This window comes from Streptomyces sp. NBC_01275, from assembly GCF_026340655.1.
Lineage (GTDB): Bacteria > Actinomycetota > Actinomycetes > Streptomycetales > Streptomycetaceae > Streptomyces.
In genome coordinates this window covers 8725655-8739953 of record NZ_JAPEOZ010000001.1, presented here as the reverse complement: position 1 = coordinate 8739953, position 14299 = coordinate 8725655, and the positions used below count along the sequence as shown (strand labels likewise).

The 14299-nt window shown below is 68.2% G+C and carries 12 protein-coding genes and 6 pseudogenes; 7 read left to right on the top strand and 11 right to left on the bottom strand.

Annotation, left to right across the window (positions count from 1 at the left end):
• Nucleotides 1-101: 101 nt before the first annotated feature.
• Nucleotides 102-867: pseudogene (locus OG562_RS38370) on the bottom strand (transposase).
• A gap of 96 nt (nt 868-963) precedes the next feature.
• Here OG562_RS38370 and OG562_RS38365 point away from each other — a divergent pair.
• The gene (locus OG562_RS38365) at nt 964-1518 is read left to right on the top strand and encodes a hypothetical protein (protein ID WP_266406230.1); all 555 of its coding nucleotides are present in this window, start codon (nt 964-966) and stop codon (nt 1516-1518) included.
• A gap of 1018 nt (nt 1519-2536) precedes the next feature.
• Here OG562_RS38365 and OG562_RS38360 read toward each other — a convergent pair.
• Both OG562_RS38360 and OG562_RS38355 read right to left on the bottom strand, forming a co-directional pair.
• Nucleotides 2537-3085 carry a YciI family protein gene (locus OG562_RS38360; RefSeq protein WP_266406228.1) on the bottom strand — a complete coding sequence of 183 codons (549 nt, stop codon included), beginning with the start codon at nt 3083-3085 and terminating at the stop codon, nt 2537-2539.
• Between the two features lie 549 nt (nt 3086-3634).
• Complete coding sequence (locus OG562_RS38355; RefSeq protein WP_266409750.1) at nt 3635-5326, bottom strand: SpoIIE family protein phosphatase; 1692 nt, start codon at nt 5324-5326, stop codon at nt 3635-3637.
• A gap of 301 nt (nt 5327-5627) precedes the next feature.
• Between OG562_RS38355 and OG562_RS38350 the strand changes: the two are divergent.
• A pseudogene (locus OG562_RS38350) lies at nt 5628-5798 on the top strand (DUF192 domain-containing protein); the annotation flags it as partial.
• 37 nt (nt 5799-5835) lie between these two features.
• On the opposite strand, the gene OG562_RS38345 reads toward OG562_RS38350, so the two are convergent.
• Nucleotides 5836-6690: an NAD(P)H-binding protein gene (locus tag OG562_RS38345; RefSeq protein ID WP_266406226.1), complete on the bottom strand. Its 855-nt coding sequence runs from the start codon at nt 6688-6690 to the stop codon at nt 5836-5838.
• 87 nt (nt 6691-6777) lie between these two features.
• Between OG562_RS38345 and OG562_RS38340 the strand changes: the two genes are divergently transcribed.
• Complete coding sequence (locus OG562_RS38340) at nt 6778-7449, top strand: TetR family transcriptional regulator (protein WP_266406224.1); 672 nt, start codon at nt 6778-6780, stop codon at nt 7447-7449.
• A gap of 193 nt (nt 7450-7642) precedes the next feature.
• Here the strand turns inward: OG562_RS38340 and OG562_RS38335 are convergent, their stop codons facing one another.
• The 3 genes from OG562_RS38335 to OG562_RS38325 all read right to left on the bottom strand — a co-directional run bounded on the left by OG562_RS38335 (nt 7643) and on the right by OG562_RS38325 (nt 9033).
• Nucleotides 7643-8182, bottom strand: coding sequence for a hypothetical protein (locus tag OG562_RS38335; RefSeq protein ID WP_266406222.1), 540 nt, complete (start codon nt 8180-8182; stop codon nt 7643-7645).
• Nucleotides 8130-8261, bottom strand: coding sequence for a hypothetical protein (locus OG562_RS38330; RefSeq protein WP_266406220.1), 132 nt, complete (start codon nt 8259-8261; stop codon nt 8130-8132). The genes OG562_RS38335 and OG562_RS38330 overlap by 53 nt, the downstream gene beginning before the upstream one ends.
• 268 nt (nt 8262-8529) lie before the next feature.
• On the bottom strand, nt 8530-9033 hold the full coding sequence (locus tag OG562_RS38325; RefSeq protein WP_266409749.1) for a MarR family winged helix-turn-helix transcriptional regulator: 504 nt from the start codon (nt 9031-9033) through the stop codon (nt 8530-8532).
• A gap of 85 nt (nt 9034-9118) precedes the next feature.
• On the opposite strand from OG562_RS38325, the gene OG562_RS38320 reads away from it, so the two are divergent.
• Complete coding sequence (locus OG562_RS38320; RefSeq protein WP_266406218.1) at nt 9119-9988, top strand: alpha/beta fold hydrolase; 870 nt, start codon at nt 9119-9121, stop codon at nt 9986-9988.
• 77 nt (nt 9989-10065) lie between these two features.
• On the opposite strand, the pseudogene OG562_RS38315 reads toward OG562_RS38320, so the two are convergent.
• A pseudogene (locus OG562_RS38315) lies at nt 10066-10227 on the bottom strand (IS5/IS1182 family transposase); the annotation flags it as partial.
• A gap of 412 nt (nt 10228-10639) precedes the next feature.
• Nucleotides 10640-11149, bottom strand: a complete 510-nt coding sequence (locus tag OG562_RS38310; RefSeq protein ID WP_266406216.1) for a GGDEF domain-containing protein — start codon at nt 11147-11149, stop codon at nt 10640-10642.
• Nucleotides 11150-11302: 153 nt separating this feature from the next.
• Here OG562_RS38310 and OG562_RS38305 point away from each other — a divergent pair, with 153 nt between their 5' ends.
• Complete coding sequence (locus OG562_RS38305; RefSeq protein ID WP_266406214.1) at nt 11303-11737, top strand: VOC family protein; 435 nt, start codon at nt 11303-11305, stop codon at nt 11735-11737.
• A gap of 50 nt (nt 11738-11787) precedes the next feature.
• Here the strand turns inward: OG562_RS38305 and OG562_RS38300 are convergent.
• A pseudogene (locus tag OG562_RS38300) lies at nt 11788-13021 on the bottom strand (IS701 family transposase).
• Nucleotides 13022-13187: 166 nt separating this feature from the next.
• Here OG562_RS38300 and OG562_RS38295 point away from each other — a divergent pair.
• Entirely contained in the window at nt 13188-13520 is a 333-nt protein-coding gene (locus tag OG562_RS38295) for a type II toxin-antitoxin system PemK/MazF family toxin (protein WP_266406213.1), read from the top strand.
• A 123-nt stretch (nt 13521-13643) separates the two neighbouring features.
• Here OG562_RS38295 and OG562_RS38290 read toward each other — a convergent pair.
• Nucleotides 13644-13724: pseudogene (locus OG562_RS38290) on the bottom strand (IS5/IS1182 family transposase); the annotation flags it as partial.
• Nucleotides 13725-13976: 252 nt separating this feature from the next.
• Between OG562_RS38290 and OG562_RS38285 the strand changes: the two are divergent.
• Nucleotides 13977-14137 (top strand): annotated as a pseudogene (locus tag OG562_RS38285) (IS5/IS1182 family transposase); the annotation flags it as partial.
• Nucleotides 14138-14299: the final 162 nt, after the last annotated feature.

Below are 14299 nucleotides of genomic sequence, written 5' to 3'. Positions count from 1 at the left end.
GCCGGCCGACCGCATCGCCGTCATACGGCGCCTGGCCGAGGGGATGCAGAAGCACTCCGAGGAGCTCGCGGCCACCATCACGCTGGAGATGGGCGCCCCGATTATCCGGCGAGGGCGAGGTTGTGCAGGCGGGCGATGCCGCTCATGGCGTGGTGCACGCCGTCGCCTCTGAGGCGGCAGTCGCGCGGGATCTTCCAGGACTTCATGCGGGCGAAGACATGCTCGACGCGGGCACGGACCCGTTTGTGCAACTTGTTGTGTTCCTGCTTCCAGCTGGGGAGTTCTTCGCCTTTGCGGCGCCGGTGGGGCATCACCAGGCCGGTGCCCGGGTAGCCGCCGTCGGCGATCGTCGTGGTGTTGCCGATGGCGGCCTTGGCCCCGGATTCCTCCCACGCCTTGCAGTCGTTGCGGTTGCCGGGAAGCGGCCTGCCAACCACAACGATCAGGCGGCTGGCGGCATCGATGACGACCTGGCGGTTCGTGGAGTAGCGGTAATTCTTGGACTGCTCAGCCACCGAGTGGTCGCGGGTGGGAACCAAAGGTGCCGTCCACAATGAGCACAGTGTCCCTACGGAACCCTGCGGGGCCGGAGCGCGAGAAGAGGGCCGATGTGGCCGATGACGCGGTCGGCTGCAGACTTCGAGACGCCGAACAGCGGGGCAAGCTGGCGCAGCATCAAGTTCGTGCGCCAGTACGCCGTGACCAGCAGCACCCGGTCTTTCAGTGACAGGCTCCACGACCGGCCCCGGCGGACCGCGTCCGCTCCGTCGCGCCGCAGCGTGGTCACCAACTTGCCGAAACAGCGCGGACTCAGCCCGGCGAACGGGCTGTCCAGGACGGCTCCGATGCCGTGATCACACCCACCACGCCGGGATCATCACATCAAACCAGCCCGACGCCGAGACAATCGCTGCAGCTACGCTTCCACGGCGCAGCCGATATTGAGCAGGACCGGGGGAGATCGTGAACCGACCACTGCTGTTTCTCGACGTCGACGGGCCACTCAACCCCTATGCGGCCAAGCCGGAGAAGCGCCCCGACGGCTACACCACACTCAGAGTGCCCCAGGACAGCGGAACTCCAGACGAACACCGCCGACTCTCGGCCCGGCGGCGGCCCCTGCGGGTCTGGCTCAACCCAGAGCACGGGCGACACCTGCTCCAGCTCGGCTACGAGCTGTGCTGGGCCACCACGTGGATGGACGAAGCCAACCGGTGGATCGCCCCGGTGCTCGGCCTTCCCGAACTCCCCTTCGTCGACTTCGGCGACGCCTTGTTTCAAGAACGCCCCGACGGGATCCACTGGAAGACCGGCCCCCTGGTGGACTACGCCAACGGCCGTCCCTTCGCCTGGGTGGACGACGAACAGAGCGATCTGGACCAGGCATACGTGACCGCCCACCACCGCGGCCCTGGGCTTCTGCACCACGTCAACCCGCGAATCGGACTGCGCGAGAACGACTTCCACGCGCTCGCCGACTTCGCCCGATCCATGGACACTCCGCGAGCCATGGGTTGAGCACGTCGCCGGCCCGTCAGGCAGCTCTCTCGAAGGAGATGCATCCCGGCATTTCTCTCACATCGCGTCGTCCCCCGGGTGCCCAGGGCGGTTGGGCCGTCTGCGAACCGGAGGCAGTTGTGACTCTGAGTCTGAACGAACTGCGCAGCGCAGGTAACCCCCAGCCCTCTCTGCCTTGGCAGCGATCCGTCGACGCCGCGTCACCGGCTCGCCCTGTCCACTGCACTCGCTGCTCGGCAAACCGCATTGGGCATCAGCGAAAGCCGCCAGGCTTCACCGAGACGCAAGAACTGAGGCTATACCACCTTAATTCGCCCCCTCTACTGGACCTGGAGTGATTACGGCGTAATCACTCCCTGGTGGCTGGGGCGTATCTGGTGCATGGGGACGGGGGAGTGGGATCGCGACGGCGACGAGCTGTTGCCATGCCTCGGGGGGCTGGGTGCACAGCGGTTGGCAGATGAATCGGTCATCCTGGTACTGCTCTAGTTGTACTGCCCAGCCAGGTTGTTCGAGGTTGTGCGACGAGACACGGTCTGAATCCGTGAGATGGCGAAGGCCTCCGGTTGCTGCCGATGCCTGGGCAGCAGACGGAGTTGAGCAGCTCGGTGAAGGCGAACCCGACGACGGAAGCGCCGTGGGTGTCGACGTGGTTCGACTCGTTCTCGGCGTCCGTGTCGCTGCCCACCTGCGTCCAACACGCCACCACATCCTCCGGGGACCAGTCCCGACGCACGTTCGCCCACCCCTCTGTCGACCACCCGTTCGGGCTATCGAGGCGTCAGGCGCGAGGAACCAGGGCCGGCAGGCCCTGCGGCTACTTTGCACCGTGGGTCACGGACAGGACTCCGGGGCCAGGATCCCCGTGGGTTCAGGGAAACCGAAGGCCCTTCAGTGCGAACCCACGGGCCTGCCGGTGTGCGTCAGGTCCATGCGTCCGTGGGTTCGGGTGGAACACAAGGATGCTGAGCGATCCGAAGGGCCTCGGCGGTGACGTCGGCCTGGATGTCCTCGGTCATCACGACCGCCCGCCGAACTGCCAGTTGTGCACCTCGATGTCGGCGTACCGGTCCGGGGTCAGGATGGTGCGTGCCGTTTCCGGGTCCGGTGCCCGGACCAACGCAGCCGTGCCCAGCCAGGTGGCGCCGTTGTCGGACAGCAGCGGCCCGTAGGCGATCAGCTCGTCCCGGTCGGACGGCACCGCGAGGTCGGCGGCCTGCCCCGTGCCGAGGCCGAGCACCAGGTACCGGTTGCCGCCGGTCCGACCGCCGGGGAAGTCCCACATGGTGCGCCCAAGCGTGTTGCGCCACCGTCGCAGCAGCACGTCCCGGTAGACGCCGGCCTGGTAGTTCGGCTCGTCGAAGGCAAACGCGCGGGCGGCGGCGGGATCGGGCAGGTCGAGGATGTGCACGCTGCCGGTGGGTGTGTCGCCGTGGTCGGCGAGGGTCGGGCCCCGGGCGATCATCTCCTTCGCGTACCGGTCCATGTAGGACCAATGCTTTTCCAGCAGCTCGTCGCGCAGCGCTACGGAGCCGGGCCGGTCGCGGTGGTAGCAGAGAAACTCCATACCCAAAGGATCTCTTCAAGGAGGTAACCAGGTCGAGCGGGTTTCGCCGCGATGGCTGCTCGGCAGCCTCATCCAGAAGCACGCGTGTCGACTCCGCTTAGCGGATGGCCGTCTTCTCGTCGATGCCGAAGACGAGGGCGAGGTGGAGCGGGTCGGCGCCGTGGGTGAGGGCCTCTTCGAGCTGGCGGTCGGCGCGGAGCCGTTCGAGGGTGGCGGTGAGGTTGCGGTGGCCCGGGTGGTCCAGAGCTTGCCGGCCGGGCCGAGCTCGACGGCGGTCTTCTGAGTGATCAGCAGGTGCGGGTTGGCCGTGTTCGGCGTTCGGCCGGCGGCTGCGACGGTAGGCGAGCCAGTCCAGGACAGCATGGCGGGTGAAGTCGTCGAGCGGGCGGACGTGGCCGCCGACGGTGATGCGCCGGTTGCCGAGGTCCAGGAAGGGCCAGACGCCGTACTGCGGCTGCCGGGAGTTCGCTCCTGGCAGCCGCCTGCGTCACTGTCGAAGGACCTTAACTTCGGGCGTCGGTGGAGGTCGTCGTGTTCGCACCCGCCGGATCAAGCACGGCGTAGTCCATCGAAGAAAGGATGGCTGTCGTCGGCTTGTTCTGACGTCCTCCGCCCGGGCGGGACGCCGGGGCCTTGGTCCGCCAGCCGTGGTGGGCGTCGAGAAGATCCGCGCGCTGCTCTGGTTCCGTGTCGCGGAGCACCATGCGCAAGGTGATCAGGTCCCGCAGAGCGCAGGCAATCTCGGACACCCACGGGTTGGGGCGGCGCATCAGCCGGACCAGCAACGCGAGCGCCGGGATGAGAGTGATGAGCCAGCCAAGGTGCTGGGGCATGAGGGGTACTCCCGATGCTGCCGTCCGGTCGCACGGCGGCGGGCGGCAGATGCCCGGCGCTGGCCGTCGTACAGGTGCCCGCATCCGGATCCATGACCGCGAGAAGACAGGTGGCGAGGCGGTCAAGGCCGAGGTGTGCGACCTGGCGGTCGAACTCGCCGAGGATCTTGTCGACGCCCGCGCCGGAAGAGGCGATGGTGCGCAGCAGAGAGCGGTACTGGCTCATGGCGACAGCGGCCTGGAAGCCGTGGCCCATCACATCGCCCATGACCAGCAAGGTGCGGGAGTCCGGCAGGGGGATCGAGTCGTACCAGTCCCCACCGACGAGGACGCTGTGGCCGGAGGGGAGGTAGCGGGCGGCCACTGCCACAGCGGGGTGGGGGGTGCGGGGTTCGGACAGCAGGGCCCGCTGGAGTTCCAGCGCCATGGTGTGTTCGTAGCTGTAGCGGCGCGCGCTGTCGATGGAGACGGCGGCCCGGCCGGCCAGCGCCTGGAGCGTCACGAGGTCGTTGTCGTCAAATGGCTGCGATGCGTCGGCCCGGCCCAGAAGGACGACGCCGACCGGGCGACCTGCCGTGATCAGCGGGGTGATGAGGAGCGAGTGGATGCCGGCCGCGCGGAAGATCTTGGTCCGTTCGGGGTCCACGGTCACCTTCTGGAACAGCTCGTCCGAGGCCAGGTTGCCCAGCCATGGCCGCCCGCTGTCCAGGCAATGCCTTGTTGCGACGCCACGGGGAACGTCGACGTACGGTCCTGGTCCGCCCAGCTGGTGCAGCACCCATTCCATCCCAGGAGGCGCTGAGCCCCTCACCTTGCGCAGTCGCAGGAAGCCGGGAGGAGGCGGGGGAGCATCGGTGAACTCCTCTTCGATGATTCCCACCGCGGCCATGTCGGCGAGCGAGGGCGCCAGGAAGTCGACCAGCTCCTGGCACGTGGTTCCAATGTCGAGCGTCGTGCCTACGCGCGCGGCCGCGGCATCCAGCAGGGCAAGCCGCTGATGCGCGGTCTCCAGATCGTCCAGATAGCGGCGCAGACTGCTGATCTCCACGCCGATCCCGCACAGACGCGCGTCGCGTCCCGGCAGATCCACCCGGTGATAGACCGCTCGCCAGAGCCTCTGCCCCAGCGGCGAGGAGACTCCTGTCGTTCCTGCGATGGTCGCCTCCCGAGGTTGCCCGTCTGCGAGTACCTCGAACAGGACGTCGTCTGGGCTCTGGAGGTCCGGCAGCACTTCCCCGAGCGTTCGTCCCAGGAACGCAGTGGCGGGCAAGCCGCTGACCCGGGCCCATGCCGGGTTGACGTACAGATGGCGCAGCTGCGCGTCGAGAACGACGATGGGGGCCAAGGTCCCCTCTACAAGCTGACGAACCGGAAGGCCATCACCCTCCGGAAGGGGCCACTGCGGCATGAAGCCCTCACCGTTCACAGGTTCCCTCTCGCTGTCTTCACTGGAGCCAATGCCTACCCCGTCGATGAAGTGACCTCTCACGGTGAGATCGAGCGCATGAACGTCGAACGCGGGGCGTGCCGTAGACCAGAGGCATGCAGAGCCCCTGCGGCATCAGTGGCACAGTCGCATGTGCTGGAGCCGCAGCAGCTGCCTCTGTCCGGCCTTCGACGCACCCCTGACCTGTGTACTTAACCATCGGTGAGAAGAACCATCAGTCCCCAGTCTTCGCTGAGAACTGCTCAACCTTCGCTGCGAGTGGTCACCTGCGAGCGGCGTGCACACCTTCCGCACGTATTTCCCATCGACGTCGCGCACTTGGACCGCAGGCTGCGCGTCCTGTCGGTACGCACGATGCCTTTGGGCCGTCCGAGCCTCACGCGCCCCCGCCCCGGCACATCCCGGGGCGGGGGCCGGGGCGACGGCGGACTGAGGGATGCGGCCGGGAGCGCAGGTCGCGGTCGACGAGGTTACGAACCCTCCGTGAACGCGGTGGCGTGGTCGGCGGCCCACTGGCGAAACGTTCGCGGCGACGTCCCGAGGATGTCGGCCACCGCAGTGGTGAGGTAAGCGGGCTGTCCGACCGCCGCGCTCCACGCGGCGAGCAGCATGTCGACGACCGAGCTGGGCGCCATACCCTCCGACTGGCTTCGGAACTCGTCCGGCGTCATCTCCTCGAATGCGATCCGGCGCCCCAGGGCGTCACCGATGACGTCCACCTGCGCGGCTTGGGTCAGCGATTCGGGGCCCGTGAGGACGTAGTCGCCTCCGACGTATCCGTCCTGATAGAGCGTCCGCGCCGCGACGGCTGCGACGTCGCAGTCGTCGACCGGCGCCGACTCGGCAGCGCCGTAAGGCCACCGGACGACCTCGCCGGCCCGGATCGTGGGCGCCCACCAGGCCAGCGAGTTCGACGCGAACATCCCCGGCCGGATGATCGTCGACTCGAGTCCGGTGGCCGCGATGAGCCGCTCGATGTCGGCGTGCAGCACCGCCATGGGATTGGGCTGCTGGAAGAAGGGGTGCTGCGTCTGGTGCGGGGAGGAGAGGAAGACGACCCGCCGCACGTGGGCTGCCAGCCGCTCGACGACTGCCGCGGCGGTCTGAGGCGGGGCGGTCCAGACGAGGAAGACCGCACCGGCGCCATTCAATGCCGGGTCGAGCGACTCGGGCACGGTGAGGTCGCCGGTGAAGACCTCGACCTTCGCCGGCAGCGTCGCCGCCGCCTCGGAGCGATGGGTGAGGGCGCGGACCGGCACGCCCGCGTCGAGGAGTCGGTCGATGACGACGCGGCCGACCCGGCCCGTCGCCCCGGTTACGAGCACGGGAGGAATGTCTATCTGATTCACGCCACCCATGAAAACGTTACTTGGTTAAAAATGCAACCTGGTCACGAATGTTACGGTGGTCAGGTGAGCGAGTCGACGGGACTGCGGGCCCGCAAGAAGGAGCGGACGCGCGACGCCATCGGCCACGCGGCCGTCTCCCTGTTCATGGAGCGCGGCTTCGACCGCGTCTCGGTCAACGACGTCGCCACGGCGGCCGAGATCTCCAAGCCGACCCTCTTCCGGTACTTCCCCACCAAGGAAGACCTGGTGCTGCACAGGTTTGCGGACCACCAGGGCGAGGCGGCACGCGTCGTACGTGACCGTAGGTCAGGCATCAAGCGGGTGACGGCGCTGCACCGACACTTCCGGGCCGGCCTCGATCGGTACGACCCCGTCACCGGCCTCAACGATCATCCCGAGGTGGTGGCGTTCCATCGGCTGGTGTTCACCACACCGAGCCTGGCGGGACGGCTCGCGCGGTACCAGCTCGAGGATGAGGAGGCACTGGCGGACGCCCTCGGCGAAGGCATCCAGGCACGCCTGCGAGCCGCCCAGGCACTCGCGGTCCAACGGGTGCTCGCCCGGACCAACTGGCAGAAGATCGCCGACGGTCGAACCGCGAACGACGTCCACCTCGAGGCCGTAGCCGATGCCGACCAGGCATTCAACCAACTGCAGTGGCAGGCGACGCTCCCGGTCGAAGAGGGGGCGCGGTCAGATAGCTCTCTGTCAGGCGGCCGCCGGCGGGGAATCTGAACTGGCCACTGACATCAAGATCCCTCCGACGGATCAGCGTCGTCGTCCGTGCAGGCAGCGAGGTAGTCCGCCCAGCTGTCCTGAGCGAACCGAGCCCACCTGTGGGCGCTGGTAGCACTGACGCCGAAGAGGTCACTGATCACGATGGGAGGGAGGTCGGCGCCCTCGCTGGTCTCGATCTACAGGGCCATGGTCACGCCGATACCTCCCGGGCGATAGCGGCCGCCAAGAGCACGGCGGCGTCTCTCTCGTACGGGTCGTCGTAGCTCTCGTGGTCGCTGACGTCGAAGGGCGCGCCCTTCGCGACGACGGTGAACCCGGGAATGGCGGTGGCCGCCCTGCCCGCCAGCTCGCTGTTGAGGCGGTCGGCGTCACGGGAGGCGAGCCAGGTCTGGTTGTAGGGCCCGATGCGGAGCAGGGTGTGTCCGGTGTTGTCCGGCCGCCGGGCTTCGACGTGCACGCCGTAGTGCGCGGCCGGCATGCCGATGTCGGCGGGCAGATCAAGGCCCGCCGCGGCGTGGGTGAGCGGGACGAGGGACGGGTTCCGGACTCCGAGGATCTTGTCCGTCTCGCAGCGCAGCCGGCCCAGTTTCCGGTAGCGCTCGCCATAGGGCGTGTACGAGCCGCCGGGGTGTTGCAGGGCAACGGCCTCGATCCACGGGCCGATCCGGATGGCGATGTCAATGGCCGGGGGTCCAGGGCTCCATGTCGCGCAGTGCGGCGAGCATCGCACTGAACTGGTCGACGGCGGTCTGGTCCTCGGGGGAGAGGGCGCCGGGCGCGTGGCCGCAGCGGCGGAAGAGACGCTTCATCGGGTGGGCTCCTGCTCGGGGTTGGCGTGGGCGGGGTGGGCGGTGGGCTGCTTCAGCACGCGCGGCAGGTGGACGTGAAGGTGCTCGACTTCGACTTGGCGGCCTCGGTGGCGGAGTGCCCCGGCAAGGAGTTCGGTGAGGCCGCTTGCACTCTTCCGGACTAAGAGGTCGCGCAGATAGGCGGTCGACAGACGGGGACAGACACGGTTCCGTGATCATGGAGTTGCGACGACCTGTGACCACCGGAGATCAGGTGCCTGCGCTGCCATCATGGCTGACCGAACCGCTGGGGGAACGGCTGTGGTGTTGGCGGCATCCCGGCGGTGGCTGCGGGCGTCGACGCGTCGTAGCCGGGAGCGGCTGCTCGAAGGGCGACGGTCAGGTAGCGGTGAACGATGTCCAGTTCGCCCGGGGTGAAGTCCTCGGTCGCCTCGACCAGGTTGGCGATGAGCGGGCCGAAGAAGGACCGACCCAGCTCCACGGCTTTCTGCTCCACCGTCAGTACGACGCGCCGTCGGTCGTTTTCATCGCGCCTGCGGCGGACGAGCCCCAGGCGCTCCAGCCGGTCCAGCAGGGCCGTGGTGCCGGCCGAGTTGAGCCGCAGCGCCGCACCGAGTCGTCCCGGGGTCACATCGGTGCCCGCCCGGTCAGCGTCAAGCAGGTGGATGAGGGCCCGCAGATCGGTCGGGTGCAGGCCGTTTTTCGCGGCGAACTCGGCGCCGCGCAGATCGAGTTCCACGGTCACTGCGCGCAGTAGATGGACCAGCCGCATCGCGGGGTTGATGTCATCACTCACCGGGCTAGTATCTCGCCAAGCGAGATACTTGGTCAACGAGACGATTCTCCGGGGGTTCACCGTGTCCTCATCCCAAGAGTTCTTCGCCGCTTACGACGCACTGCTCGCCCGCTGGCCCACCGGTACCGCCGAGATCGACGTTCCCACCCCGTATGGGACCACCCGTGTCCACGCCTACGGCCCCGCTGACGCCACTCCAGTCCTCCTTCTACACGGCGGCGGTTCCACCGGCGCGGTCTGGTTCGCCAATGCCCCAGCTCTTGGCACGCACCACCGGGTGCTGGCCGTCGACATCCTGGGCGATGCCGGACACAGCATCCCCGGTGGACGCCCGCTGCGCACCACCACCGACCTGATGGCCTGGTTGGACGCGCTGCTCGACGGCCTCACCGTGTCCCGCACGCACCTGCTGGGCCACTCCTACGGCGGTTGGATCGCCCTGACCTATGCCCTGCACGCCGCGCGGCGGGTCGATCGGCTGGTACTGCTCGACCCGACCCAGTGCTTCGCCAACTTCCGCCCGGGTTTCCTGCTGCGCTCGCTGCCGATACTGCTCCGCCCGACGCAAGCCCGCGCACGCGCCTACCTGGACCGCGAGACCGCAGGGACCGACACCGACCCGGGCTGGAAGCAGCTCTATGCCTTGGCGGTCTCGGGCTTCGCGAACCGGAAACTGGTCGTCGGCCGCCGCCCGGACCCCACGGCACTGAGCGTTCCGCTGCTGGTCCTACTCGCCGGCCGCAGCGACGCCCACGACGCCGCGAAAGTCGCAGCCTGCGCCCGCAAAGCCGTACCGGACGCCCGGATCGAGATCCTCGCCGAACTCACCCACTTCGCCATGCCCACCGCCATGCCCACCCAGACGAACCACCGGATCACCGACTTCCTTGCAGACAACCAGGAGAAGCAAGCCGCCCCGGGCGCGGTTTGAAGGAGATCAAGCGGAGCGGACTGCGCTGAGGCCATCCAGCAGCTCGATCCACACCTCGGGGGAAGGTACGTGGTCGTTCACGGTCGGCGCCGGGGGCGTCCCTCCCAGCGGTGGGTGGTCCAGGCTCGGCGGATGAGGCTACGCACGGTGATGACGGTGTCCGCGAAGTCGAAGAAGGCGTTGACGACCTCGATCCGGCGTTCGTAGCAGCGTGCAAGCCGGCAGAAGGCGTTCTGCCAGCCAGTTCGTGATCTGGTAGGCGGCGAGCGGGTAGAGCGCGCAGGCGCGGGCGATCTCGATCACGGGGTGGCTCCATTCCGGTTCGCCGGAGCCGGGGAGGCCTGGCTCGGTGCGGGCAAACCGAGGCACTGTGCGAGCACGTGGCGGGCAGCCAGGTCGTAGGCCTCGTCATGGATGAACTCGGCGACCGTACGGATGCGGCCGCGGAGGCGAGCGAGTTCGGTCTCAGCGCTGCGCAGGGCCCCGGCCAGCGGTAACGGAGCTGAGCTCGCGGCGTCGGCGGTTTGGCTGGTCATCGTTTTCCTGTGTCTGGTCGGCTCGCGGCGCCTGGGTTGCCGAAGGGCTGGCAGACGGCATGGCGGGTGGGCTCGCGGACGGGTGGTGGAGGGGAGTTGTGTGGCCGGGCCGGAGTCAGGCGGCCTGGCCCCAGAGGGCGGTGCCCGGGCGGCCGAGTCGGCGTCCGTTGACGGACGGCACGGTGGCGTGCTGGGAGTCCGCGAGGACGGCTCGGCCGGAGTGTTTGCCGTCGTAGAGGGCGGCACGCTGCAGCAGAGGCAGCTGGTGGATGCCGAGGGTGCGGGGATCGGCTGCCCCGACCGAGGCGGCCACGTTGACGGCTTGGCCGTCGTCGAGGGTGACGGGTATGTGCAGCATCCGCACGAGCTGCTCCTGCCGGGCGCGCCGGTCAGCGGCTTCGACGGGCAGCACGATCGCGAATTCATCGCCCCCGAGTCGGCCGACGGCAGCGCGGGACCCTGCCCACGCCCTGAGGCGTGAGGCGGTGGCCTGCAGGCCGGCGTCACCAGCCGGGTGCCCGAGCATGTCGTTGATGTCCTTGAAGTGGTTTTCCTGGACTAAGGGTTGTCCCGCAACTGATTTTGGCCTGAAGGCGGTTGGTCGGGACTGGATCCTGGGGACCACTTGGGCGCTCCGCCGCCACGGTCGCGTCGTTCTCGCGGACTGTCCGGTTTGATCACTTGGTGTCCAAGGCGGCCCAGGATGCGACGGGTGACGGGCGGATCCGCCTGGGGAAATGAGCGGCAGGGTCCCCCTGGTACGCGGTACGGTGCGCCGATGTCGGCGATCAAGAAGTTCCAAGTCACCTTTGACTGCGCAGAACCTGAGCGCCTTGCTCGCTTCTGGTGTGAAGTGTTGGGGTACGTCATACCGCCGCCACCGGAGGGGTTCACCACCTGGGAGGATTTCAACCGCACCCTGCCTCCTGAGAAGCAGGGATCATGGTTCGCCTGCAGTGATCCCTCAGGCGTGGGTCCGCGCCTGTACTTCCAGCGCGTCCCCGAGGGCAAGAGCGTTAAGAATCGGGTGCATCTCGACGTCCGGGCCGGCACCGGGCTCGCGGGGGACGAGCGCCTCGCCACGCTCGAAGCCGAGTGCGCACGACTGGTCGCGCTCGGTGCGACCCACGTGCAAACGCTGTACGCCGATGAGGAGAACGAGTCGTGCATCCCGATGCTGGACATCGAGGGCAACGAGTTCTGTATCGACTGAACCTTCTCCGAGCCGAATAGGTGGGGGACTCCAGCCGTAGATCGTGATCTTCATGCTTGAGCGGCTTGTCGCCGGTAGTGGCTGGTCTGGGATCGATCCTGGTGGCGGCGTCGCCAGACGGACCAGCGAAGCCGGTGGACAGGGTCAAAGGCGCGTTGGATGACAAGCGTGATGAACAGTCGTTGGATCTCGTTGCAGGTGAGCGGTATCAGCTCGTCGGGTGAGGGATGACGGTCGTGTTCGTTCGCGCGGACGACTGCGAGGAAGGCGTGCGCCAGCATGGCCAGGGTGACCCAGCGGGACCAAGACGGGTAGCGGCGGACCTGGTGCTCGTCCAAGGCCGCCAAGCCTTTGCCGGACTGGAAAAACTCCTCGACCCGCCACCTTGATCCAGCGACGCGCACCAGGGTGGTCAGCGGCACTGCGGCCGACGAGTAGCAGCGGTAACATGCGAGTTCGCCGCTGCTGCGGTTGCGGCGGATTAAAAACTGCCGGCTCCCGGGCTGGGGGCGGTGAGGTCGATGACGGCCCAGTCGTAGAAGCGGTGGCCCTTGGCTCCGGCCCCTGCGGACAGCTTCTGCCAGGCTCTCTTGGGCACCTTCCTGGCCAGCATGTCGGCGCGGAACTTCCCGGCGCCTGTGGTGACTTCGTGCGAGCAGGCCACCGCGAGGACGTAGCCGGTGCCACGTTCCTCCAGCGCGGCGCGCAGCCTCGGGTTGCCGCCGTAGACCTCGTCTCCCGGACCCAGGCGGCCCGGTGGCCGGCGTCGAGGAATCGGGTGACCATGCGAGCGGCCAGCTCCGGCTTGGTCGCGAACTCCGTCTTGTCGCCAAGGCCGGCTGCCCGGCAGCGGTCGGGGTCGGAGGTCCAGGAACGCGGAACGTACAGTTCCCGGTCCGCCGCGGCGTGCCCGCGGCGGCCGGCGTAGACCAGATAGACGGCGACCTGGGCGTTCTCGATCCTGCCCGCGGTGCCGGTGTACTGCCGATGAGCACCGACAGTGTCGGTGCCCCTCTTCACGTCGCCGGTCTCGTCGACAACCAGGACTGCCTCGTCGTCGTGCAAATGCTCGACCACGTAGGCGCGCACGTCGTCGCGGACCTGGTCGGCGTCCCACTTGGCCCGCCCGAGCAGGTGCTGCATGCCGTCCGGGGTTTCGTCCCCGGCCCACTCGGCGATGGTCCAGCAGTTCTCGCGCGGCAGGTCGGACAGCAGGCCGAGTACCAACTTCCGGGCCCGGCACCGGGATTCCACCCGCGTGAACCGTCCCGCTATCCGGCTCATCAGGCCCTCGAACGCTTCCTGCCAGCGGGCAGGGTCTACGCTGTGACCTGCGGCCACCGCATGATCGTTTGTCTTCGCACACCGATGATCAACGGTGGCCGCGCCCGTCTCCACAGCGCGTCAGGGTCGCGCAGCGTCTGCCTGCCGTCCTGTATTTGGAGGACTTGTGCAGCGTGGCGAAGTCTGGTGGGTTCAGTTCGACGAGCGGAGGTTGGTCGTACTGCTGTCGGGAGAGGACACGTCCGGGATCCGGGTGATGCAGGTCGTTGCTCCGGCGGGCGTCGACATCAGCGGTCTGGGCATCGAAGTGACGGTGGGCGCCGGTGAAGGACTGCCGTTCGAAGGCGTGCTGCGGCTCGCGTTCCCGCGTCCAGGCTTCACCCCGTGCACGTGGCTGACCACTGTGTCCCGGGACGACCTGATAGAGCGGGAGGCCGTCCTGTCCTCCCTGAAGCTCAGCGAGATCGACGACGCCCTCCGTCTCGGTGAACTCGGGTAGACGAAGAAGGAGCCGACGCCCGTGACGGCGTGGGCGATCTCGGGCGAGATGATCCACGCTGGCCTCGGCGCCCCTCACCATCGAGATCACGATCTATGGCTGGAGTACTAGCCGCGTTCACGGGTGCGGAATGAGCAGGCCGGTGCCCCGATAGCCGCCGTCTGCGATGACCGTGGCCCGGCCGACGGCGGCCTTCGCACCGGAAAGGCGAGGGCGAGGACAGCCTGTAGCCCGCGAGCAGAGCCAGGGCGAACAACACGTCGTGCCGACGCCCTCCTTGACCTGGTAGCCGGCGAGCCGGCATCCACGCCGATCACCCGGGGCGCAAAGCCGTTTCCTCAGCCCGCGCACCGACCACCCCCACTCAAGCACTCGGACGTACGCCGCTACTGGAAGCGAACGGGGGCCGGCCGCGGGAGGCCACCGCGAAGGGCCGGCGGTTGGGATGATCCCGCTGTGGCCGGTGTGAGCACAGCGTCTGCATCCTTCCTGAATACGTACGTTCGCTCACCGGGCTGAGCCGGCGTCAGTTCGGCAAGCGGATCAACGCACTGCGGCGCGAGGCCACGGACCCGGTGCGCGAGGACCGGCCGTGGAGTCTGCCGTTGGAGGACCGGGAGGCTCTCCGAGCTGTCGACGAGTAACACCTCGCCGGGTATTGCTCCTCTGGAACGCTGGGCGACCGGCTGCGGCCCCGGAGCCGCCGACAAGCCCCCGCGCGGGCAGGCGGCAAGCGGCACGGGGACACCGACCACTCCTCTGTAACGCCATCCAGTGAC

Coding starts and splice junctions, on each gene's coding strand:
- OG562_RS38360 (WP_266406228.1), bottom strand. CDS start 3,085: ATGGAGTTTCTCTGCTACCACCGCGACCGGCCCGGCTCCGTAGCGCTG.
- OG562_RS38355 (WP_266409750.1), bottom strand. CDS start 5,326: ATGCCGCAGTGGCCCCTTCCGGAGGGTGATGGCCTTCCGGTTCGTCAG.
- OG562_RS38330 (WP_266406220.1), bottom strand. CDS start 8,261: ATGAAGCGTCTCTTCCGCCGCTGCGGCCACGCGCCCGGCGCCCTCTCC.
- OG562_RS38325 (WP_266409749.1), bottom strand. CDS start 9,033: ATGCGGCTGGTCCATCTACTGCGCGCAGTGACCGTGGAACTCGATCTG.
- OG562_RS38305 (WP_266406214.1), top strand. CDS start 11,303: ATGTCGGCGATCAAGAAGTTCCAAGTCACCTTTGACTGCGCAGAACCT.